Source organism: Falsiroseomonas stagni DSM 19981 (genome assembly GCF_900114315.1).
Lineage (GTDB): Bacteria > Pseudomonadota > Alphaproteobacteria > Acetobacterales > Acetobacteraceae > Falsiroseomonas > Falsiroseomonas stagni.
Map to the genome: position 1 here is coordinate 193127 of NZ_FOSQ01000008.1, position 20917 is coordinate 214043.

Annotated in this window: 22 protein-coding genes; 4 read left to right on the forward strand and 18 right to left on the reverse strand. The window is 71.7% G+C overall.

What is annotated here, in order from left to right; genetic code table 11:
* Positions 1-53: 53 nt before the first annotated feature.
* From BM041_RS19785 to BM041_RS30700, 10 genes are all read right to left on the reverse strand, one after another.
* The gene (locus BM041_RS19785) at positions 54-1109 is read right to left on the reverse strand and encodes a maleylacetate reductase (RefSeq protein WP_092961620.1); all 1056 of its coding nucleotides are present in this window, start codon (positions 1107-1109) and stop codon (positions 54-56) included.
* Position 1110: 1 nt separating this feature from the next.
* On the reverse strand, positions 1111-1821 hold the full coding sequence (locus BM041_RS19790) for an ATP-binding cassette domain-containing protein (protein WP_217648777.1): 711 nt from the start codon (positions 1819-1821) through the stop codon (positions 1111-1113).
* Positions 1821-3083, reverse strand: coding sequence for an ABC transporter permease DevC (gene devC / locus BM041_RS19795; RefSeq protein ID WP_245762174.1), 1263 nt, complete (start codon positions 3081-3083; stop codon positions 1821-1823). Before devC ends, BM041_RS19790 begins: the two co-directional genes overlap by 1 nt.
* Positions 3080-4120, reverse strand: coding sequence for an efflux RND transporter periplasmic adaptor subunit (locus BM041_RS19800; protein ID WP_092961621.1), 1041 nt, complete (start codon positions 4118-4120; stop codon positions 3080-3082). The genes devC and BM041_RS19800 overlap by 4 nt, the downstream gene beginning before the upstream one ends.
* Positions 4117-4689, reverse strand: coding sequence for a TetR/AcrR family transcriptional regulator (locus BM041_RS19805; RefSeq protein WP_092961622.1), 573 nt, complete (start codon positions 4687-4689; stop codon positions 4117-4119). Before BM041_RS19805 ends, BM041_RS19800 begins: the two co-directional genes overlap by 4 nt.
* A gap of 62 nt (positions 4690-4751) precedes the next feature.
* A complete protein-coding gene (locus BM041_RS19810) occupies positions 4752-5774 on the reverse strand; it encodes an ABC transporter substrate-binding protein (protein ID WP_175534043.1) in 1023 nt (340 codons plus the stop codon).
* A gap of 14 nt (positions 5775-5788) precedes the next feature.
* Positions 5789-6826 carry an aromatic ring-hydroxylating oxygenase subunit alpha gene (locus BM041_RS19815; RefSeq protein WP_092961624.1) on the reverse strand — a complete coding sequence of 346 codons (1038 nt, stop codon included), beginning with the start codon at positions 6824-6826 and terminating at the stop codon, positions 5789-5791.
* Between the two features lie 96 nt (positions 6827-6922).
* The gene (gene lpxK / locus BM041_RS19820; protein ID WP_092961625.1) at positions 6923-7909 is read right to left on the reverse strand and encodes a tetraacyldisaccharide 4'-kinase; all 987 of its coding nucleotides are present in this window, start codon (positions 7907-7909) and stop codon (positions 6923-6925) included.
* 132 nt (positions 7910-8041) lie between these two features.
* Complete coding sequence (locus BM041_RS31890; protein WP_092961626.1) at positions 8042-9337, reverse strand: 3-deoxy-D-manno-octulosonic acid transferase; 1296 nt, start codon at positions 9335-9337, stop codon at positions 8042-8044.
* 22 nt (positions 9338-9359) lie between these two features.
* Positions 9360-10058, reverse strand: a complete 699-nt coding sequence (locus BM041_RS30700; protein ID WP_175534044.1) for a lysophospholipid acyltransferase family protein — start codon at positions 10056-10058, stop codon at positions 9360-9362.
* Between the two features lie 153 nt (positions 10059-10211).
* Here BM041_RS30700 and BM041_RS30705 point away from each other — a divergent pair, with 153 nt between their 5' ends.
* Positions 10212-10793 carry a hypothetical protein gene (locus BM041_RS30705; protein ID WP_175534045.1) on the forward strand — a complete coding sequence of 194 codons (582 nt, stop codon included), beginning with the start codon at positions 10212-10214 and terminating at the stop codon, positions 10791-10793.
* 11 nt (positions 10794-10804) lie between these two features.
* Here the strand turns inward: BM041_RS30705 and BM041_RS19835 are convergent, their stop codons facing one another.
* Together BM041_RS19835 and BM041_RS19840 are read right to left on the reverse strand one after the other, a co-directional pair.
* Positions 10805-11875 carry a glycosyltransferase family 4 protein gene (locus BM041_RS19835; protein WP_245762175.1) on the reverse strand — a complete coding sequence of 357 codons (1071 nt, stop codon included), beginning with the start codon at positions 11873-11875 and terminating at the stop codon, positions 10805-10807.
* 29 nt (positions 11876-11904) lie between these two features.
* Positions 11905-12708, reverse strand: coding sequence for a UDP-2,3-diacylglucosamine diphosphatase (locus BM041_RS19840; RefSeq protein WP_092961628.1), 804 nt, complete (start codon positions 12706-12708; stop codon positions 11905-11907).
* 237 nt (positions 12709-12945) lie between these two features.
* Here BM041_RS19840 and BM041_RS19845 point away from each other — a divergent pair, with 237 nt between their 5' ends.
* Positions 12946-13833, forward strand: coding sequence for a diacylglycerol/lipid kinase family protein (locus tag BM041_RS19845; protein ID WP_092961629.1), 888 nt, complete (start codon positions 12946-12948; stop codon positions 13831-13833).
* 56 nt (positions 13834-13889) lie between these two features.
* Complete coding sequence (locus tag BM041_RS19850) at positions 13890-14342, forward strand: hypothetical protein (protein ID WP_092961630.1); 453 nt, start codon at positions 13890-13892, stop codon at positions 14340-14342.
* A 4-nt stretch (positions 14343-14346) separates the two neighbouring features.
* Here BM041_RS19850 and BM041_RS19855 read toward each other — a convergent pair whose 3' ends face one another.
* Positions 14347-14538, reverse strand: coding sequence for a hypothetical protein (locus tag BM041_RS19855; protein ID WP_092961631.1), 192 nt, complete (start codon positions 14536-14538; stop codon positions 14347-14349).
* Positions 14539-14793: 255 nt separating this feature from the next.
* Positions 14794-15828, reverse strand: a complete 1035-nt coding sequence (locus tag BM041_RS19860; RefSeq protein WP_175534046.1) for an ABC transporter substrate-binding protein — start codon at positions 15826-15828, stop codon at positions 14794-14796.
* A 307-nt stretch (positions 15829-16135) separates the two neighbouring features.
* Here BM041_RS19860 and BM041_RS19865 point away from each other — a divergent pair, with 307 nt between their 5' ends.
* Positions 16136-17173, forward strand: a complete 1038-nt coding sequence (locus BM041_RS19865; RefSeq protein WP_092961633.1) for an aromatic ring-hydroxylating oxygenase subunit alpha — start codon at positions 16136-16138, stop codon at positions 17171-17173.
* Positions 17174-17246: 73 nt separating this feature from the next.
* Here the strand turns inward: BM041_RS19865 and BM041_RS19870 are convergent, their stop codons facing one another.
* Genes BM041_RS19870 through BM041_RS19885 form a run of 4 tightly spaced genes read right to left on the reverse strand, consistent with a single transcriptional unit; the run spans position 17247 to position 20917 of the window.
* On the reverse strand, positions 17247-18179 hold the full coding sequence (locus tag BM041_RS19870) for an ABC transporter ATP-binding protein (RefSeq protein ID WP_092961634.1): 933 nt from the start codon (positions 18177-18179) through the stop codon (positions 17247-17249).
* Entirely contained in the window at positions 18176-19135 is a 960-nt protein-coding gene (locus BM041_RS19875; RefSeq protein WP_092961635.1) for an ABC transporter ATP-binding protein, read from the reverse strand. The genes BM041_RS19870 and BM041_RS19875 overlap by 4 nt, the downstream gene beginning before the upstream one ends.
* On the reverse strand, positions 19132-19980 hold the full coding sequence (locus BM041_RS19880; RefSeq protein ID WP_092961636.1) for an ABC transporter permease: 849 nt from the start codon (positions 19978-19980) through the stop codon (positions 19132-19134). The genes BM041_RS19875 and BM041_RS19880 overlap by 4 nt, the downstream gene beginning before the upstream one ends.
* Positions 19970-20917 (reverse strand): ABC transporter permease, encoded by a 948-nt coding sequence (locus BM041_RS19885; protein ID WP_175534047.1) that lies wholly within the window; start codon positions 20915-20917, stop codon positions 19970-19972. Before BM041_RS19885 ends, BM041_RS19880 begins: the two co-directional genes overlap by 11 nt.

The following is a 20917-nucleotide window of genomic DNA, read 5'->3' on the forward strand; positions in this document are numbered from 1 at the left end:
CCTGTTGGACAACGGGGGGATCGTCCCGCCGCCGGATACAGGGAGTCAATGATCTATCGTGAGGGCGGGCGCCCCGCGAAGGCATCGCCCAGCAGGGCGCGGATGCCCGCCTGCGTCAGCGGCCGCGGGTTCGGATAGGGGCTCGCGACCGCGATCGCCGCCGCGCGGTCCAGGTCGGACTCGTGTAACCCCAGCGCGGCCAGGCTCATGGGCGCGCCGATGCGCGATGCCAGGTCCCACAGGCCCTGCGCCGCATCCGCCGCCCCGATCGCCTGCGCCACCCGCGCCATCGCATCGGGCGCCGCCGGCGCATTGAAGCCCGTGGCATGCGGCAGCATCACCGAATGGGTCTCCGCATGGGGCAGGCCGAAGCTGCCGCCCAGCACATGGCAGATCTTGTGGTGCAGCGCGATGGACACGGCACCCAGGCACACCCCCGCCAGGAAGGCGCCCTGCAACGCATCGCTCCGCGCCGCGGCATCGCCGGCCACGCAGCGCGGCAGCGCGCGCGCCAGCAGCCGCAGCGATTCCTCCGCCATCAGCGACGTCACGGGATTGGCGTCGACGGCATAAAGCGCCTCCACCGCATGGGCCATCGCGTTCAGCCCCGATGTCGCCGTCAGCGCCGGCGGCATGGAAAGCGTGAGGTCGACGTCGTAGACGACGACCTCCGGCAGCACCTTCGCGCTGCGCACCGTGTGCTTCTCGCCCCTCTCCGTCTGGCCGAGCAGCATCGTCATCTCCGACCCCGCATAGGTCGTCGGCACGGCGATCTGCGGCAGGTCCGTGCGCAGCGCCAGCGCCTTGCCGAGGCCGATGGCGGACCCGCCGCCCATCGCCACCAGGCAATCGCCCTCCATCGCGCGCAGTTCCGCCAGCGCGGCCTCCGTCACCTCGACGGGCGTGTGCATCGCCGCCGTGGCGATGACCCCCGCGCAGCGATCGCCGAGCGAAGCCAGGATCGCCGCGCCACGCCGCGCCTGGGTCGGCGTCACCAGCACCACCGCCCGCCGCGCGCCGATCCGCGCCACCTCCTCCGCCAGGCCGCCCAGCGATCCGGCGCCGAAGACCACGCGGCCGGGCGCGGCGTTCCAGACGAATTGCTGCATCTCAGGCTGCCTTTTCCTTGCCGGCATCGACGATGCGGCCATCCTCCATGGACACGATCCGGTCCGCGATGTCGAGGATGCGGGGATCATGCGTCACCAGCAGGATCGGCACGCCGCGGGACTTCGCGAGGTTGCGCAGCAGCTTCACCACCTCCTGCCCGCTGGCCTTGTCGAGCGCCGCGGTGGGTTCATCCGCCAGCACCAGGCCGGGATCGGCCGCCAGCGCGCGGGCGACGGAAACGCGCTGCCGCTGCCCGCCGGAAAGCTGCGACGGCAGCTTGTCCACATGGTCCGCCAGCCCGACCGCAGCCAGCAATTCCGCCGCGCGCTTCAGCCGCGCCCCCTCCGCCAGCGCGCCATCCTGCTCCAGCGCCATCGCCACGTTCTGCCGCGCCGTCAGGAAGCCCAGCAGGTTGTGGTTCTGGAAGATGAAGCCGATGCGGCGGCGCAGCTTCACGCGCGTGCCCTCGCTCGCGCCGCGCAACTCCTCCCCCAGCACCTGCGCGCTGCCCTCCTGCATGGCGCGCAGCGCGCCGATCAGCGTCAGCAGCGTGGTCTTGCCGCTGCCCGAAGGCCCCGTCAGCAGCACGATCTCCCCGGGCTGAACCGCGAGCGTCACGTCCCGCAGCACGAGCCGCTTCAACTCGCCCTCGCCATAGGCGTAGTTCAGCCCGCGCAGATCCACGGGGATGGGCGAACGCAGCATCTCCATCAGAACATGTCCGCGGGGTTGGCATCCCGCAGCTTGCGCATCGCCAGCAGCCCCGCCACCGCGCACATGGTGAAGATCATCAGGAACACCGATGTCGCGCGCGACACATCCATCGCCAGCGGCAGGAAGGTCGCGGCCCCCACCACGTCATACAGGAAGGCGGAGAGGAGAAAGCCCGGGATGAAGCCGCCGATCGCCAGGATCAGCGACGCCCCCAGGACCACACGGCCGAGGTAGAAATTCGAATACCCCATCGCCTTCAGCGTCGCATATTCCTTGAGGTGACCGGCGATGTCGCTGAACAGGATCTGGTAGACGATCACCATCCCGACGACCAATCCCATCAGGCTGCCGAAGGCGAAGATGAAGCCGATCGGCGTCGCCTCCTCCCAGTATTTCCGCTCATGCGCGTTCAACTCGGCCTGCGTCATCACCATCGCATCCGCCGGCAGGATGTCCCTCAATTGCCGCTGCACGGCGAGCACATCGGAATCGGGCCGCAGCTTGATGGCGACAAGGTCGATGGCCGCGACCTGGCGTTCCTTCACGACCCGTCGAAAGTTCACGTCGGACAGCACGAGGTTGCCATCCGCGCCGAAGCTCGGCCCGATCTCGATCAGCCCCACGACATCCACCTGCCGGTTGCCGACCTCCACCGCGAAGGGCCCGCGTTCCGCCAGCAGCCGCGGCACGGCGCCGAATTCGGGGCGGGACCGGCTGTCGAAGGCCACGGTGTCGGCGCGCTTCAGCTGCTCCACCAGCGGCGCCAGGCCGGGGAAGTCCAGCACCCCCGCATCGGTATCCACGCCGATCAGCTGGATCGCGCGGCGCGTGCCGTTCTCCGGGTTCCGCCAGGTCGCCTGCGCCAGGTAGACCGGCACCGCGCGCTCCACCTCCGGCAGGGCCAGCACCTGGTAGGCCCGGCCCCGCGGCAGCGGTTCCGGCTTGAAGCTTGCCGTCGTCAGCGGGTGGATCAGGAACAGGTCGCCCCGCATGGCGCCGATCAGCGCGGTGGCGCTGTCGAACAGCGCGGCGCGGAAGCCCAGCTGCATGAAGACCAGCACGCAGGCGAACATCACGCCCGCGATGGCGGAGGCGAAGCGCGCCTTCTCGCTCCGCAACTGCCGCCAGGCGAGGCGCAGCGCCAGCAGCGTGGCGGCCGCGAAACCCGGCGCCCGGCGCGGCGCGGCAGCAGGCGGCGCGCCCGTGGGCGTCGCGAGCTCCGGCGCCCAGGGCAGCAGGGGGGGCAGCTGGTCGTTCACGGCCGTATCGCCACCTGCACCTGCATGTTGGACCGCCGCGCCAGCGCCGCCACGCCATCGGCGCCCAGCGCGAGGCGCACCTCCACCGTGCGCGCATCCACCGCCGCGACGGGGTCCGTGCCCGCCTGCGTCGTGCGCCGCACCTGCCAGCCGATCTCCCGCACCACCGCCGCGAAGCGCCGGCTCTCGCCCGGCACGATGATCTCGGCCGGGGCGCCGGGGCGAAGCCGCGCGAGGTCCGTCTCGAACACATCGGCGACCACGTCGATCGCGGAAAGGTCCGCCATCTCCAGCACCCCATCCGTCGGCACGCGTTCGCCGGCGCGGGCAATCACGCGCAGCACCGTGCCGCCTATGGGCGCGCGCAGCCGTGCCATGGCGGCTTCCGCCCGGGCGCGCGTCACGGCCGCCTCGGCCGCCGCGAATTCCGCCTCCGCCAGCGCCAGATCCTCGGGCCGGGGGCTCAGCAGCGTCTCCAGCGCGGCCTGCGCCTCCGCGCGCTCGGCCCGGCTGCGGTTGGCGGCGAAGCGCGCGCGTTCCGCCGTCGCTTCCGCCCCCGCGCCCGTACGCTCCAGCCGCTCCGCGCGTTCCGCATCCCGCCGGGCGGAGGCCTCGGCGCTGGTCAGCGCCTCGATCCGCGCGCGCTGCGCCGCGATCTCGGAGGGCCGGCCCGCGGCGCGGGTGCGGTCCAGCTTCGCCCGCGCCTGGGCGAGTTGCGCCTCCGCCTGCGCCAGCGCCGCATCCTTCAGCCCGGCATCATGGAATTCGGCCACGACCTGCCCGGCAACCACCACATCACCTTCCGCGACCAGAAGGCGATCGATGCGGGCGCCTTCCTGGCTGTTCCCGGGCGCGAGCCGTCGGATGCGCGATGCGGGCTCCACCCGCCCCAGCGCGCCGACACCCGCGGGGCCGGAGGCGGCGGCCGGCGCCACCACGGGGCTTGGCGCCGCGCCGGGCTGCATCGCCTGGAACCCGGCCGCCGCCGCGGCCACCACCACCACGCCGCCCAGCAGCAGCTTCGTGCGGCGGGTCATGGCGCGGCCTCCAGCAGCCGCTCCAGCGCCGCGCGCAGTGTCCGCAGTTCCGCGGCATCCAGCTCGTACATCCCGAAGACCCGTGACATGAACAATCCGTCGGTGGCGCACATGATGGCCTGCCCCGCCCCGGGGGCCAGGCCATCGGCGGCGATCGCCGCGCGCATGCGTTCGAACACCGCGCGAACCGGGTCGAGCAGCGCAGGGTCGTGGTGGAAGGCCGCCAGGAAGACCGCAGCCGCGCGGTCCTGGTGCTCGCAGGCCATGTCCTCGAAGGCCCAGGCGAGCATGGTGCGCGCGACGCGGCCCGGCCCCTCGGGCTGCGCCGCCAACGTCGAATCGAAATCACGGGAGATGGTCTCGGCCAGCCGTCCCAGCATGCCGGCCAGCAGCGCCTCCTTGGAGGCGAAGTGATACAGCAACCCGCCCTTGGAAACCCCGGCGTCCCGCGCCACGGCTTCCAGCGTCATCGCCGGCACGCCGCGCGTCTGCACGATGGCCTCCGCGGCGTCGAGGACGCGGGTGCGCGCATCCGGCGGCGGGTTGGTCACGGGGGCTGCATCATTCATGCCCCCTAGCTATACCGGCCGGACGGTCTGTCAAGATCCGACCGTCCAGCCGGTACAGTCGATCAGGCCACGAGGCGATCCGCCCGCGCCGGCAGGTAGGCGTCGGTGTAGAGTTCCGACCCCGCCGGCCGGCGGGGGAAGCGATAGACCTTCTCCAGGATGCCGAGCCCGGCCTCCAGCCGCGCCGGGACCACGGCCGACAGGCCGTTCGCCTTCACATGGTCGGTCATGATCATCTCATCCACCACGATCCGCGTGCGCGCGGTCTCCAGCGGCAGGTCCACCAGCGGCTCGGCGTCCTTCACCGTCGCCGCCGCGGCGGCGGGGCCGCGCACCATCAGCTGCACGCCGCGGCTGATGCCGCGCACGATGCCGCGGACGATGTCCGGGTTGGCTTCGGCGTAGCGCCGCGTGGTGATGACGCCGTTGGAATAGAGCGGCACGCCGTAGTCGCGGTAGCGCATGATGTTCTGCTGCGCCCGCGCCACGCCGAGCCCTTCCAGGCTGATGACGGCGGAGCTGACGAAGCCCGTGATCGCATCCGCCTGGCCGCGCACCAGCATCGGCTCCCGCAATTCCGGGGAGACGCTGATCCAGTTGACCTTCGCGGCGTCGAAGCCCGCGGCCTCCGCAAAGACCGGGAAGATCTGCCGCCCCGCATCGCCCTCCGGCGCCGCCAGGCGCTTGCCCTCCAGGTCCTTCGGTTCGCGGATGGAACCGCCGGCGCGGGAGACGCAGACAAGCGGCAGCCCATCGAAGGTCATCATCACGCAGATGAGGCCGATGGCCGGGTTCTCCGCCGCGAAGCGCGCCATGGAGGAGAAGTCGCCGAAGCCGATGTCATACGCGCCACCGGCGATATCCACCGGCACGCGGCCCGACCCGAAGCCGCGCGACACGCGGGCATCGATGCCCTCGTCACGGAAATAGCCGAGGCGGTGCGCGGCGATGGCGAAGGCGGAGGCGCCGGAGAAGGCCCAGTCCAGCGTGAAGCGCGTGCTGCGCATCTGCGCGCGCGCATGCAGCGCGGGCAGGGAAAGGCCGGCGCCGAGGGAGGCCACCAGCGTGGAACGGCGCGTGATCATGCTGGTCATCTCCTTCAGGCGGCCTTGGAGGGAACGGCGGCGGCGGCGGGGTCGCTGTAGCGTTCGACGATCTCGCGCAGCTTCTTGCGCGCCATGTTGTTCGCCTTGTCCGCGGGCATGCCGGCTTCCGGCGTCTCCCACGGCATGATCGGGACATCGGCGCGCGTGGATTCCAGGATGAAACGGTCTTCCGAGGTCACCTTGCGGTCATGCGCGATGGCGGCGGCGGCGGGCACCTGTTCCTCGGTGTCGTTCCTGATGCAGAACTGCGTGAAGATGATCTTCTTGTCGGCCAGCGGCGTGCCGGCGGTGAAGATGATGTGCTGCACCCCGTTCGGGAACCTGATGTGCAGCTTGCGCGTGCAGGGCGCCCACCAGGTCGCGGTGCGGTCGCGCACCGTCGTCGTCTCCTTGATGCCCGTGTAGTCCTGCCCGACCTGGCGGTTGGCCACCGGCACGATGGATCGGCTGATGATGCCGAACTCCGTCTCCTCCACATCCTCGGCCGGCGGGACGGGGTTCTTGATGTCGCCCTGCGTCTCCCGGTGCACGAAGGCGACATGGGCGAGGTCGAAGAAATTGTCGGCGAGGCGGAACAGCGACATGTCCCATTCCTCGTGGAAGCAGTCGATGAAGCGGAACCCCGCCGCGCCGAATTCCGGCAGATGGGGGATGTCCATCAGCGGCTCCTCCACCGCGACCCACACATAGTCGTAGCGGACCTGCACGCGGTACTTCTTCACGAAGGCCCGCGCCGCGATCTCCGGCGTCAGGCCCGGGCGCTGCGGGATGCTGGTGCAGTGCCCGTCCGCGCCGAAGGCCCAGCCGTGATAGGGGCAGCGGATCGAATCGCCGATGATCTCGCCCAGCGAGAGCTTGGCCGCGCGGTGGCAGCATTCGTCGCGGAGCGCGGAGACGGTGCCATCCGCCGCCTGCCAGATCACCATGTCCTCGCCGAACAGGCTGAAGGGCTGCGGCCCCGCCTTCAGCTTCGCGACCGGCATCGCGACGTACCAGAATTTCCGGAATACCGGGGCGTCCCCGACTTTCATGCGATCTCTCCGTCCTTCAGGCGGGACGGTGGGATGCAAGCGGCGCGCCAGGGCCCGGGGCCCGAATCGAGGCCCCGTTGCCGCCGGAAGCGGCAATCAGGCGGGGATCGGCACCCGCTGCGCCAGCGGGTCGAGCAGGCTCTCGATCTCCGCCGATTCCTCCCATTGCAGCGTCACCGTCACCACGGTCACGCGGCTGCGGAACTGCGCGGGGATGCGCACGAAATCCTTCTTCGTCGTCACCAGCAGGGCGCGCGCGGCGTCGGCCTGCGCCAGCAGGTCCTGGATCTCCCCGGCATCGTACTGGTAGTGGTCGCCGAAGGCCTCCCGCCCCGCGAGGACCGCGCCGGATTCCTGCAGCGTCGCGAAGAACTTGCGGGGGTTGGCGATGCCGCAGAAGGCGAAGACGGGCTGGCCGCGCAGCATCGCCGCCTCCGGCCCCGCCGCCAGCTTCGCGCGCAGGACGCGCATGCCCGGCGGCAGCTGCGCCAGCGCGCCGGTCTCATCCTCCCCGATCAGCACGGCGGCCTGGCAGCGCGCGGCGGCCGCGGCCACGGGTTCGCGCAGCGGGCCGGCCGGGATGATCTGCCCGTTGCCGAAGCCGAAGCCGCCATCGATGATCAGCAGCGAGAGGTCCTTGGCGAGGCCCGGATTCTGCAGCCCGTCATCCATCACGATGGCGCGGGCATTGCCCTCGATCGCGGCCTTCGCGCCCGCCGCCCGGTCGGCGGAAACCCAGGTCGGCCGCACATCGGCCAGCAGCAGCGCCTCATCCCCCACCAGGGTGCTGTCATGGGTGGCGGGGTCGACGCGCAGCGGCCCCTTGGTGGTGCCGCCATAGCCCCGCAGCAGGAAATGCGCGGCCACGCCGCGATCCGCCAGCCTTCGGCCGATATCGAGCGCGACCGTCGTCTTGCCCGCGCCGCCCGCCGTGGCATTGCCGCAGCAGATCACCGGCACCGGCGCCTGCCAGCCCGGCCGCGCCATGCGCCGCGCCGTCGCCTGCGCGTACAGGGCCGAAAATGGGGCGAGCAGCAGGGGCATCACGCCACCGCCGCCCGCCCAGAAGGCGGGTGCTCGCATCGTGCCTAACCGTTCCTCGACCCTTGTTGGTGCCCTTGCGGGCGATACGCGACGGGGGGCCTGGGGGGACAGAGACCCACCCGGGCCATTCAGCACTCGACCGGCCGGCCCGGCCCCGTGGCGGCCTGAAGGTCAGGCCGGGGGCAGCAGATCGACCAGCGCCTCCGCCACCCGGCCCGGCAGCCCGGCATGCGCATCGGCAACCCCGGAGGCGGCGGTTATCAGCGCCTGCGCCCGGGACCCATCGGATAGCACGCCGGCGACTGCCTCCGCCAGCGCCCCGCCCCCGGGCGCCGCCAGCGCCACGCGGATGGCGCCCCCGGCGGCCAGCAGACGGTCCACCGATTCCTCGAAATTCTGGGTATGGGGCCCGAACAGGATGGGGCAGCCGAGGCGCGCGGCCTCCAGCGGGTTCTGCCCGCCATGCGGCACCAGGCTGCCGCCAATCAGCGCGACCCGCGCCACGCGGTAGAACAGCCCGAGTTCGCCCAGCGTGTCCGCGACATAGACGGAAACCCCCGGCCCCGGCGCCCCGCCGCCGGTCCGCCGCGCCACCGCCCCCGGCAGCAGGCCCTCCGCCTGCCCGGCCACCGCTTCACCCCGCTCAGGGTGCCGCGGCACCAGCACGGTCAGCAGGTCCGGAAATCGCGGCAGCAGCGCCTGGTGCGCCGCCACCACCATCGCCTCCTCCCCCGGATGGGTAGAGGCCGCGAGGAACACGGGCCGCGCGCCCAGCAGCGCCCGCAGCCGCGCCAGCGCCGCCGCATCCGCCGGGAGCGGCGCCGCCGCGGCCTTGAGGTCCCCCCAGCACAGCGCCCCCGACGCCCCCAGCGCCGCCAGCCGCGCCCGATCCCCCTCCGACCGCGCCAGCACCAGGCGGAAGCCGCCCAGCGCCTCCGCCGCCAGGGACGGCGCGCGCTGCCAGCGGGCGAAGGAACGTCCGCTCATCCGCCCATTCACCAGGACCATGGGCAGGCCGCGCACCCGCGCGGCCGCCAGCAGGTTCGGCCAAAGCTCGCTTTCCACGAAGGCCGCCGCATCCGGCCGCCAGCCGTCGAGGAACCGCGCCACCCAGCCCGGCACGTCGAGCGGCATGAAGCGATGCTCCACACGCGCCGCCAGTTCCGGCGCCAGGCGCCGGCCCAGCATCTCCGCCCCGGTCACCGTGCCGGTCGTGACCAGGAAGCGCAGCCCGGCATCGCGCGCGGCCATCGCCTCCAGCACCGGCAGGGCGGAGATCGTCTCCCCCACGCTGGCGGCGTGCAGCCAGAACAGGCGGCCCTCGCGCCGCGCCGCGCCGCCGCCCCGCCTCTCGTCGAGCCGGCCGGGAATCTCCTTGCCGATGCGCAGCCGCCGGCGGAAATGCAGGGCGAGGAAGGGCGCGATCATCCGCGCCCCCACCGCCCAGGCGCGCCCAGCGAGACTCATCGCCACGCCTCCGGCATGAGACTCATCGCGCCTTCTCGGCCGGGATGCCGCAGGCCGCATCCGCCGCCGCGCAGGCCGCATCCAGCGCGGCCTCGATCATCGGCAGCGCCGCCGCCGCGCCATCCCGCGGCACCTCGATCAACGGCCCGCAGGCCAGCACGCCGCGGCCGAAGGGCAGCGGGAACATCATCCGGTCCCAGGAGCCGAACCGCCGATGGGCGGAGGATGCCGCGCCCACCGGCACAACCGCGGCCCCCGACAGCGCCGCCAGCTGCGCCACCCCCGGCGCCGCGCGGCGCCGCGGTCCCCGCGGCCCGTCCGGCGTGATGAGGATGGGGTCGCCCCCCTTCAGCGTCCGCAACAACCCGGCCAGCGCCATGGCCCCGCCGCGGCGGGAGGACCCGTAGACCATCTCCACCCCGAAGCGCCGCACGGCATCCCCGATGAAGCGGCCATCGCGGTGCTGGCTGACCAGCACGCGCGGCGTGACGCGCAGCGCCGCGGGCTCCAGCTGCCCGGCCAAGACGCGAAGCGGCGGGATCATCGGCAGCCTCTCATGCCAGAAGGCGATCACCAGCGGCTCCCCGGCCGCGATCCGCGCCAGCGCCGGCCCGGCGCCGACCAGTTCCCAGCGGGAGGTCCTGACCACCAGCACCAGATACAGCCCCACCAGCCGCGCCAGCACCGCCTGGGTGGCGGGATGCCGGATCAGCCTGCGCACAGGGATCGGGGGCGAAAGGGCGTCATCATGGCAGCGGTAGCATGAAGCGAACCGGCACGAAATCGCCCCCCCTGGCGGGCCATCATGCCGCTGGCACGCCCATTGCTCCGCCCTGGCAACGACCATCATCCGCGAAGTAACAAGGAGGTTCTGATGGTGGACGCTGCCGCATCCCCGCGCCTGGCTGCCTATGCCATCGCCACGGCGCTCAACCTCGCCATCACTGTGCTGCCGATCTTCCAGCGCAGCTTCCTGCTGAGCATCAGGGCGCTCGAGGCCGACACGGAGGCATCGCGGGAAGCCTTGCTGAAGCGTCCGCGCTTCGGCCGCAGCATCGGCTTCCTGGAACGGCAGATCTACCTCTATGCCCTGTCGGCCAAGGGCCTCGACCTCATCACCGCCGTCGTCGTCTTCAAGGCCTTCGCGGAATGGATCAAGCCGGACGTGCAGCCAGGGAAGACCGCGGCAACCGATGACAGCCAGAAGATGCTGCTGGCCCGGTTCTACGCCTACACCATCGGCAACCTGCTTTCGATCCTGTGGGCCATTGCCATCCATGAGGCCAGCGGACCCTTGGCGACGCTCCTTCCCGTGCTGTCGCTGGGCACCGCGCTGGCGCTGGCGGCCATCCTTGGCCTGGCCATGACCGTCGCGGCCACTGCGCATGGCGCGAAACCCGCGACGAAGGCCGCCCCGCCCGCATCCGCGCCGCCAGGCACCGACGGTACTGCCTGACACCGCGGCCGTCAGGCGTGGTCCTGCACCTTCGGCACCAGGCTGTCGCGGAACCGCTGCGCGCAGGCATCCCAGGAAAACCCCGCCGCATGGGCCCGGCACGCGCCGCGATCCGCCCCCAGCGCCCGCAGGCAGGCGGCGCGCAGATCCTGATCCAGCGCACCCACGGGCTCGTCCCCGATCACATCCAGCGGCCCCGTGACCGGATAGGCCGCGACCGGCGTGCCGCTCGCCAGCGCCTCCAGCAGCACCAGGCCGAAGGTGTCGGTGCGGGAGGGGAAGACGAAGACATCCGCCGCCGCGTAGGACCGCGCCAGGCGCCCATTCTCCCGCCACCCCGCGAAATGCGCGTCGGGGAAGCGCCGCATCAGCGCCGCGCGCTGCGGCCCATCCCCCACCACCACCTTGCTGCCCGGCAGGTCGAGACCGAGGAACGCCTCCAGGTTCTTCTCCACCGCCACGCGCCCCGCGACCAGGAAGATCGGCCGCGGCAGGCCCTCCCACGGCTCGGGCTCGCCCCGCGCATCGGGGTTGAACCTGTCGAGGTCCACGCCCCGCGACCACGGCACGACAGGGGCAAAGCCCCGGCCCCGCAACTCCGCCGCCAGCGACGGCGTGGCGCAGAGGACGCCCGATGACGGCCGATGGAAATGGCGCATCAGCGCCCAGGACCACGCCTTCGGGATCCGCGTGCGCGCATGGAGGTAGTCCGGGAACTTGGTGTGGAAGGAGGAGGTGAAGCGCCATCCCCGCTTGCGGCAGATCGCCCGCATCGCCCAGCCCAGCGGCCCCTCGGTCGCGATGTGCAGCGCGTCCGGCCGGAATTCATCGACCAGCCGCGCCAAGCGCCGCCGTGGCGCGATGGCCAGGCGGATCTCGGCATAGCCCGGCATCGGCACGGTGACGAACCGGTCCGGCCCGATCACCGCGACCTCGTCGCCGCAGGCGCGCAGCACCGCGACCACCGCCTGCAGCGTGCGCACCACGCCATTCACCTGCGGCAGCCAGGCGTCGGAGACGATGAGGATGCGCCGCTTCCCCACGGCGAGCCCCGGCGTGCCCGGCATCGCGAAGGCCCCCATGCCCCAGACCCGGTCCGTGTCCAATGCCGTCAGGCGGGCTGCGGCACGGGCGTGGCCTCGCCACGGAAGAAGCTCAGCCGGTTCTCCCGCGCCCAGTCCACCAGTTCGAACCTGCCATCGGCGTGTTCCACCAGCGCGGTGCAGCTCTCCACCCAGTCGCCATCGTTCATGTAGAGGATGCCCTGCACCTCCCGCATCTCCGCATGGTGGATGTGGCCGCAGACCACGCCATCCAGCCCGCGCCGCCGCGCTTCCTGCGCCAGCGCCACCTCGAAGCGATCGATCGCCGCCACCGCGCCCTTCACCTGGCGCTTCAGCCATTGCGACAGCGACCAGTAGGGATAGCCGAAGCGCCGGCGCGCCGCGTTGAACCAGCGATTCGCGGCCAGCGCCGCGTCATAGGCCCAGTCGCCGAGATGGGCGATGAACTTGGCGTAGCGCACCACGCTGTCGAATTCATCGCCATGGATCACCAGCAGGCGCCGCCCATCCGCCGTGCGGTGCACCGCTTCCTGCGCCAGGCGGATACCCGCGAATTCCAGGCCGATCCAGGCACGGAACATCTCGTCATGGTTGCCGGGGATGTAGGTCACTTCCGTCCCCGATCGCGCCATGCGCAGCACCAGGCGGATCACCTCGTCATGCTCGGCGTCCCAGTACCAGGATTTGCGCAGCCGCCAGCCATCGACGATGTCGCCGACAAGGTAGAGCCTCTCGCACTCCACGGACCGCAGGAACTGCGCCACGAAATCCGCGCGGCAGCCGCGGGTGCCGAGATGCAGGTCCGAGAGGAACACCGTCCGGTAGCGCCGCTTCGTCTCGGTTCCATTCATGCGTCAGCGCCTCGCGATCTTGCAGTTCGTGCCGGCCCGGCAAGGCCAGCGCCACGCGCAACGCGCCGATCGGCCTGCCGTTGCGCGACCGCGCTGTATCGCGCCCGCACCGCGCGCGACGTGAATCTTGCATGAAGGCCGAGGCAGGACGCGCCATGGCACGATGCGCCGCGCGCATGTCACGCCTCCGTCAACACACCGACCGCGAATCGTCACGGCCACGCGCGACAAGACCGCATGCTCGTCATCTTCAACCCGGCCGCGGGCGCCGGCCGCCGGCGGCGCCTGTCGCGCGCCATCGACTGGCTGTGCCGCGAAGGCCTGCCGCCGGACATCGCGGAAACGCGCGCCCCTGGCGATGCGCGGCGGATCGCGGCGGATGCCGCCGCGGGCGGCCGGCGCATCATCGTCGCCGCTGGCGGCGATGGCACCATCGCGGAGGTCGCGGCCGGCATCGCTGGCAGCGCGGCCACGCTGGGCATCCTGCCGCTCGGCACCGCCAATGTGCTGGCCTGGGAACTCGGCCTGCCATCGGCGCCGGAGGAAGCGGCCGCCGTACTGGCCGGCGGCCAGCGCCGCCTGGTCTGGCCCGGCATCATCACCGATGAGGCCGGTGGCCAGCGGCTTTTCGTGCAGATGGCCGGTGCCGGCTTCGATGCGGCCGTGGTGCGGGATCTCGACCTCGGCCTGAAGCGGCGGCTCGGCCGCACCGCCTATGTGATCCAGGCGATGCGGGAAGTGGCGCGCCATCCCTTCACCCCGATCGAGGCCGTGATCGACGGCGCGCCGCATCGCGCCACCAGCGTCATCGTCACGAAGGGGCGGCTCTATGCCGGGCGCCACCTGCTGGCCCCGGCCGCCCGGCCCCGGTCGCCGGGCTTCCAGGTGGCGCTCTTCGCCGGCACCGGCCCGGCCTCGATCGTGCTGGCGGGGCTGGCGCTGCCGCTCGGCCTGCTGCCGCGGCTGCCGGGGCTGTCCATCCGGCCGGCCAGCCGGATCAGCCTGGCCGGCGCCGGCGTGGCCTTGCAGGCCGATGGCGATCCCGCCGGCACCCTGCCCGTCCGGATCGAGGACGCGCCCGTCGCGCTGCCGGTGCTGATGCCCGCCCGCAGCCCGGCCCGTTGATCGGCGGGCCGCCGGCCGGGGGCATTCAGCCTTCCTTCAGCGGGAAGGCCCTAGGGATGGCAGTCCATCGCCGCCGGGAACCGCGCCACGCCATGCCGAAGGAGGTCCGCCACATCCTCTTCACGCCGGAGGAGTTGCTCCGCGCGGTCATGGAGCAGGCGATGAAGGGCCGCCCCACCCCGGCCCAGACGACGGACAGCTTCCACCTGGAACTCGCCGCCGACCCGCGTGGCGATGTCGTGGCGCGGATCGTCCGCCGCCGCGCCGGCGGCCGGTCCACCATGTCCTGGGAGGTGTCGCGCCAGGAACTGCACCAGGTGCTGCTGACGCTGTGCCGGGGCGCGCGAATCCCGCTGCCCGTGCGCGGCGACAAGCGCCTCGGCCTGTCCGGCGCCAATCTCTGCCTGACCGTCGTGACGGGCGCCCATCCAGGCCCGCCGCTGGTGGGCGACGGCAGCATCCGCTACGCGGACCCTGAACTGGAGCCCTTCATGCCGGTGCCGGTGTAGCCCTTCAGGCCACGCCCTCGCGGGAGAGGGCGATCATCGCGGCGCCGAGCCCCGCACCCAGCGACACCAGCCCGAACCCCGCCGCGGTGGCGATGCCCGCGACGCCAAACCCCATGGCCGGCACCAGCGCCAGCGCCACGGTGGACATGCCGGCCAGGGCGGTGAAACCGGCCAGGAGGCAGAGGGCGATCAGCATGGCGGCACCTCCTCGGTGACAGGGGCTCAATGCCAGGCGGCCCGGGGTAGGGCGAAACATGGCGACAGATTGTCGTATACGCCTTTTTTCCGCCATGTTCCAACCACGAAAATGGGAGGCACCCTGGGGCACCTCCCTGTCCTGGAACCTCCGCCAGGCCGCCCCGAAGGCCGACGACCGTCAGCCCGCTGCGACCCCCAGGTCGTCAGCCCGCTGCGACCCCCAGGTCGTCAGCACGCTGCGACCCCCAGGTCGTCAGCCCGCCGCGGCGGGGAAGCGCAGTTGGTCGGCCGGCGGCAGGAATTGCGGCATGTAGAAATCCTCCGCCGCCAGCGTCGCGCTGATGTTGAAGGCGGTACGGATCGTCTCGATGGAGGCCTGGACGCGCGGCATCGGCAGGTTGCCGAAGCCGCCGGACAGCACTTCCGGCGTGCGCACGAATTCGAAATTGGCCGCCAGGCGTTCCTTCTCCAGCGCCACCGGCGCCGTCGCGTCGCGCCGCACCAGGGCCGCGATGGCCGCATCCGGGTCGCGCAGCGCATCCAGGTGGCCGCGGATGATGGCGCGGATCATGCCGGTCACGATGCGCGGATTGGCGTCCGCGTAGCTCTTCCGCACCTGCAGGCCGGTGGACAGCAGCGACACGCCGAAGCTGGAATAGCGCATCACCACGATATCCGCGCGCGGCACGCCGAGTGCCAGCAGGCTGAACACGCCCGACGTCTCGAACCCCGTGATGGCATCGGCATCGCCCCGCGCCAGCATCGGCTCCCGCAGCTGCGGCGTGACGGTGATCCAGGTGATCCGCGCGGTGTCGATGGAGGTGGCGCGCGCGAAGGCCGGGAAGAACTGGCGGCCGCCATCGGTTTCCGGCGCCGCGACGCGCTTGCCTTCGAGGTCCTTCGGATTGCGGATGCCGGTGCGCCGCAGCGTGATGGCCGATAGCGGGCTGCCTTGTGCCAGCACGAAGGGGCAGATCACGTCGGTGCCGGGCTGGGTCAGCCGCAGGCGGATGGTGGCGGAGATGTCGCCCACGCCGAATTCATAGGCGCCGGAGGCGATCTTCACCGGCACGTCGCCCGCGCCGAAGCCGCGGTCGATGGTGACGGCGAGCCCTTCGTCCCGGTAGTAGCCCCGTTCCAGCGCCAGCAGGTAGGGCGCCTGCGGCCCCTGGAAGGCCCAGTCCAGCGAGAAGCGGATGGGGGTCAGCGCGCCCTGTGCGCCCGCGATCCGGGGGGTGGCGAGCAGGCCGCCGGCGGCGGCCAGCAGCGTGCGTCGGGTGGTGGTCATGATCCGCCTCTCCTGCGCGGCCGTTTGCCGGCCGTTGGTTTCGGGGATGGCGAAGCAATGGGCGTGCCGGTCTGGCAGGGGGGGCGCTGCTCCCCCTGCCAGGGTCCAGCGGGCCCCTGGACCGCGGCGTTCTTGCTGATGGTCCAGGGGGGTCTCCCCCCTGGCGGATGGGGTGTGGGGAAGGCAGCGCCTTCCCCACCAACCGCCCCATCCCGCGCCATCCGGCCCAGTCTTTATGCAGAATCTCCGCTGATATGCGCCCTCTGCCTCCATCCCAGGCTGGCACACCCATTGCCTCGCCCCCCGCATGGTCCCGACCCGTCAAAAGCTGCTCCGCCGCTTCTGGTATCCCGTGATGCCGGACGCTTCCCTCCCCACCGGCAAGCCCGTGCCCTTCACCCTGCTGGGGCAGGAGATCGTGCTGTGGCGCGCCCAGGCCGGCGCCCCCGCCGCCATCGCGGATCGCTGCCCGCATCGCGGCGCGAAACTCTCGCTGGGCTTCATCGACGCGCAAGCGCCGGAGGGGCCGGCGTTGGGCTGCCCCTATCACGGCTGGGCCTTCGGCGCGGATGGCCGCTGCGTGAAGGTGCCGCAGGCGCATGACCCGACGCGCGGCCTGAAATCCGGCGCCAAGGGCCACCACGCGGCCTCCCGCTACGGCTGGATCTGGGTGGCGCTGGAAGACCCGCTCTACCCCATCCCTGAAATCCAGGAAGCCGCCGACCCCGCCTTCCGCCAGATCGACGAGTTCCATGAGGAATGGGCCGTCTCCGGCCTGCGCCTGATGGAGAACAGCTTCGACATGGCGCATATCAGCTACGTCCATGCCGAGACCTTCGGCATCCTGGAGGACCCCCGCCCCGCCCCCGTCGCGATCGAGCATACCGACTGGGGCTTCATCATGCGCGGCGAGGCGCCGGTGGCGAACCGCGGCATCTCCAAGGACCTCATCAAGGGCGCCGGCGACCGCACGGTCCGCATCATCGAAGGCCGCTGGTTCATGCCCTTCATGCGCGCCAGCCGCATCGACTACCCCACCGGGCTGACCCATGTGCTGGTTACCGCCGCGACGCCCATCGACGACCGCCGCAGCCAGATCTGCCAATGGGTCTATCGCAACGACACCGAAGCCGAATCACCCGCCGCGAAGGTCATCGCCTTCGACCGCGCCGTGACGATCGAGGACAAGCACGTGCTGGAAAGTACGACCTGGGACGTGCCGCTGACCATGTCGGAGGAACTGCACATGCCCTCCGACAAGCCGGGCATCGAGATGCGGCGGCGGCTGCTGGCGCTGCTGGAAGAGCATGGGGAAGCCGAGGCGCGGATGCCCGTCGACGCGTGACAAACACAGGGAAGGCGCTGCCTTCCGCCCACCCCATCCGCCAGGGGCGTGACGCCCCTGGACCGTCCTCAGTTCAATCCAGCGTGCCTGGGAAGTGGCACGCTACGCGATGGTCCGTGCCGACCAGGGCGGGCACCTGCGCCGCGCAGTGCGCGACGGCCCGCGGGCAGCGCGTGCGGAAACGGCAGCCACTCGGCGGATCGGCCGGGCTCGGCACCTCCCCCTTCAGCACGATCCGCGTCCGCCGCGCCTGGCCAGGCTCCGCCACCGCCGACAACAGCGCCTGGGTATAGGGATGCTGGGGCGCGCCGAAGATCGACTCCCGCGGCGCTTCCTCGACGACCTGGCCGAGATACATCACCGCCACACGCGGGGCCATGTGACGCACCGCGGCCAGATTGTGGCTGACGAACAGGCAGGCCAGGCCCAGCCTCTCCTGCAACTCCCGCAGCAGGTTCAGCACCTGCGCCTGGATCGAGACATCCAGCGCACTGGTCGGCTCGTCGCAGACCAGAAAGGCCGGCTCCGTCGCCAGGGCACGGGCAATCGCGATCCGCTGCCGCTGCCCGCCGCTGAACTCATGCGGATACCGCGCGGCGTGCTCCGGCAGCAGCCCCACCAGCTCCAGCAGGGCCGAGACGCGCGCGGCGCGCGATGCGCCATCGCCGATGCCATGCACGACCAGCGGCTCCGCCAGCAGCTGCGCGACACTCATCCGCGGATTGAGACTGCCGAAAGGATCCTGGAACACCACCCCCATGTCCCGCCGCAACGCGCGCATGGCACGCTCCGGCAGATGCGTGATGTCATCGCCCCGGAAGGCGAGCGTCCCGCCATCCGGCTCGATCAGCCGCAACACCAGCCGCGCCAGCGTCGATTTCCCGCAGCCGCTCTCCCCCACGAGGCCCAGCGTCTCCCCGGCCCCGATCGCGAGATCGACGCCATCCACCGCCCGCACCCCACCAGCGAAGGTCTTTCTCAGGTCCCGCGCCACCAGCAGCGTCATGCGGCGTGCTCCGCGCGGATGCAGGCGGCCTGCGTGCCACCCGCAAGCGCCCGCAAGACCGGCGCTGCCGCCTCGCAAGCCGGGATCGCATGCGGACAGCGCGGCGCGAAGCGGCAGCCCGGCGGGAAATCCGCCGGCGAGGGCACGACGCCCGCAATCGCCGGCAGCGTGCCGATCGGACCCTCCAGCCGCGGAATCGCCGCCAGCAGCGCCTGGGTATAGGGATGCCCGGGCTCGGCGAAGATCGCGCCTGCATCGCCGGTCTCCGCCACGCGGCCGGCATACATCACCACCACCCGCTCACAGATATCGGCCACCACGCCGAGGTCATGGGTGATGAGCAGCACCGCCATCCCGAATTCCTGCCGCAGCCCCCGCAGCAGGTCGAGGATGCCTGCCTGCACCGTCGCATCCAGCGCCGTCGTCGGCTCATCCGCCACCAGCAGCCGGGGCCGGCAGGCCAGGGCGATCGCGATCATCGCGCGCTGACGCATGCCGCCCGAGAGCTGATGCGGATACTCATCCACCCGCCGCTCGGCCGCCGCGACCTCCACGAGCTTCAGCAGCGAAACCGCTTCGTTATGGGCGCTGCGGCGATCCATCCCGCGGTGGTGGCGCAGCACCTCCGCGATCTGCTCCCCCACCGTTAGCACGGGGTTCAGCGACGCCATCGGTTCCTGGAAGATCATCGCCATCCGCGCGCCCCGCATCTTCGCGAGTTCGCGCTCCGGCAAGCGGCTCACCTCCACATCCTCGAAGACGATCCGGCCGGAGGCGATCCGCCCGCCCGGCGGCAGCAGCCCCATCATCGCCAGCGCGGTCATCGACTTGCCGCTGCCGCTTTCGCCGACGATGCCCAGCACCTCGCCGGGCGCGATGTCGAAGCTCACGCCATCCAGCACCTCGGTCTTCCCGAAGGCGACGGACAGCGCCTCGACCCTCAGCAGCGCGCTCACCGGATCGCGGTCCGCAGCCGCGGGTCCAGCGCATCCCGCAACCCGTCGCCCATCAGGTTCAGCCCCAGCACCGTCATGGCGATCGCCACGCCCGGCACCAGGGAGATCCAGGGCGCTTCCTGGATGTAGTCGCGCCCATCCGCGATGATGCCGCCGAGCGTCGGCGTCGGCGGCGGAGGCCCGACACCGAGGAAGCTCAGCACCGCCTCCGCCAGGATCGCGAGGGCGAAGACATAGGTCTGCTGCACCACCAGCGGCGCCATGGCGTTCGGCAATATGTGCCGCAGCAGCACCCGCGCCGGGGAGGCACCGATGGCGCGGGCACCCTCCACGAAGGGGAATTCCCGCACCACCATCACCCCCGCCCGCATCACCCGCGCCGTGCGCGGCGCATAGGCGATGGACAGCGCCAGGATGGCATTGACCTCCGACGGTCCCAGCGCCGCCGCCAGCGCAATGGCCAGCAGCACGGCGGGGAAGGCCATCAGCGCGTCCATGAAGCGCATCAGCGGCCCGTCCAGCCGCTTCACGAAGCCCGCCAGTGCGCCGATCGTGCCCCCCACCAGCGCGGTCAGCGCCGCGACACCCAGGCCGATGCGGAGCGAAACCTTCGCCCCGTGCAAGGTGCGCGACAGGATGTCCCGCCCGAAGCGGTCCGTGCCGAGCCAGAAGGTCTCGTCCGGTGCGCGGAAGCGCGTGCGGAAATTGTTGCGGAAGGGATCATGCGGTGCCAGCCACCAGGCGAAGACCGCGCAGAGCACGATGATCCCGAACAGCAGCGCCCCCCAGCGGAAGGAGGGATGCGCGATCAGCCGGGAAAGCGCGCCGGGTGCCTTACCGGCCATGCCTGATCCTCGGGTCCAACCACGCGTAGAGAAGATCAACGGCAAGGTTCACACAGACAAAAATCGTTGCCGTCAGCAGCAGCCCGCCCTGGATCACGGGATAGTCCCGCCGCTGGATGGCGCCGACGATCAGCCGGCCGACGCCCGGCAGGCTGAACACGCTCTCGATCACCACCGTGCCGCCCAGCAGCACGCCGCAGGCGATACCCGCCACCGTCACCACGGGGATCAGCGCGTTGCGCAGTGCGTGCTTGCCGATCACCACCCAGCCCGGCATGCCCTTGGCCCGCGCCGTTCGCACATAATCCTGGCGCAGCACCTCCAGCATCGCCGCCCGCGTCATCCGCGCGAAGAGCCCGATCTGCGCCAGCGCCAGCGTCGCCGCCGGCAGCACCATGCCGCGCGCCCAACCGATCGGGTCCTGCCCGAACGGCACGTAGCCCCCCGTCGGCAACCAGGCGAGTTGCACGGCAAACACATAGACGAAGACCAGCCCGAGCCAGAAATCCGGCACGGAGAAGCCGACCAGCGCCGCCCCCATCGCCGCGCGATCAGCCCCCTTGCCCGCCCGCACCGCCGCCACCACGCCGAGCGCCGTGCCCGCCACCAGCGCGATGCCGAGTGCCAGGAAGGTCAGCGACAGCGTCACCGGCAGCCTTTCCAGGATGGCCGCCCCCACGCCCTGCCGCAGCAGAATGCTCTCCCCGAGGTCGCCCTGCGCCAGCGCCCAGTACCAGCCGACAAGCTGCTCATGCCAGGGCCGGTTCAGGCCGAGCCGTTCACGCAGCCGCGCCAGTTCCTCCGCCGTCGCCGTCGGCCCCGCCATTTCCGCCGCGACATCGCCCGGCACGATCCAGACGATGGCGAAGGACATCAGCGAGACCAGCAGCAGGACCGGCAGCGCCGCCAGGATGCGCCGCAGCGCGTAGCGCAGCAC

Bases quoted from the DNA above. Each gene is read 5' to 3' on its own strand.
- BM041_RS19810 (WP_175534043.1), bottom strand. From the start codon at position 5,774: ATGATCACGCGCCGTTCCACGCTGGTGGCCTCCCTCGGCGCCGGCCTT.
- BM041_RS19815 (WP_092961624.1), bottom strand. From the start codon at position 6,826: ATGAAAGTCGGGGACGCCCCGGTATTCCGGAAATTCTGGTACGTCGCG.
- BM041_RS19840 (WP_092961628.1), bottom strand. From the start codon at position 12,708: ATGAATGGAACCGAGACGAAGCGGCGCTACCGGACGGTGTTCCTCTCG.
- BM041_RS30705 (WP_175534045.1), top strand. From the start codon at position 10,212: ATGGTGGACGCTGCCGCATCCCCGCGCCTGGCTGCCTATGCCATCGCC.
- BM041_RS19860 (WP_175534046.1), bottom strand. From the start codon at position 15,828: ATGACCACCACCCGACGCACGCTGCTGGCCGCCGCCGGCGGCCTGCTC.
- BM041_RS19855 (WP_092961631.1), bottom strand. From the start codon at position 14,538: ATGCTGATCGCCCTCTGCCTCCTGGCCGGTTTCACCGCCCTGGCCGGC.
- BM041_RS19785 (WP_092961620.1), bottom strand. From the start codon at position 1,109: ATGCAGCAATTCGTCTGGAACGCCGCGCCCGGCCGCGTGGTCTTCGGC.
- BM041_RS19805 (WP_092961622.1), bottom strand. From the start codon at position 4,689: ATGAATGATGCAGCCCCCGTGACCAACCCGCCGCCGGATGCGCGCACC.
- BM041_RS31890 (WP_092961626.1), bottom strand. From the start codon at position 9,337: ATGAGTCTCGCTGGGCGCGCCTGGGCGGTGGGGGCGCGGATGATCGCG.
- BM041_RS19800 (WP_092961621.1), bottom strand. From the start codon at position 4,120: ATGACCCGCCGCACGAAGCTGCTGCTGGGCGGCGTGGTGGTGGTGGCC.
- BM041_RS19790 (WP_217648777.1), bottom strand. From the start codon at position 1,821: ATGGAGATGCTGCGTTCGCCCATCCCCGTGGATCTGCGCGGGCTGAAC.
- BM041_RS19845 (WP_092961629.1), top strand. From the start codon at position 12,946: ATGCTCGTCATCTTCAACCCGGCCGCGGGCGCCGGCCGCCGGCGGCGC.
- lpxK (WP_092961625.1), bottom strand. From the start codon at position 7,909: ATGCGAGCACCCGCCTTCTGGGCGGGCGGCGGTGGCGTGATGCCCCTG.
- BM041_RS19835 (WP_245762175.1), bottom strand. From the start codon at position 11,875: ATGGGGGCCTTCGCGATGCCGGGCACGCCGGGGCTCGCCGTGGGGAAG.
- BM041_RS19880 (WP_092961636.1), bottom strand. From the start codon at position 19,980: ATGGCCGGTAAGGCACCCGGCGCGCTTTCCCGGCTGATCGCGCATCCC.
- BM041_RS19865 (WP_092961633.1), top strand. From the start codon at position 16,136: ATGGTCCCGACCCGTCAAAAGCTGCTCCGCCGCTTCTGGTATCCCGTG.
- BM041_RS19870 (WP_092961634.1), bottom strand. From the start codon at position 18,179: ATGACGCTGCTGGTGGCGCGGGACCTGAGAAAGACCTTCGCTGGTGGG.
- BM041_RS19850 (WP_092961630.1), top strand. From the start codon at position 13,890: ATGGCAGTCCATCGCCGCCGGGAACCGCGCCACGCCATGCCGAAGGAG.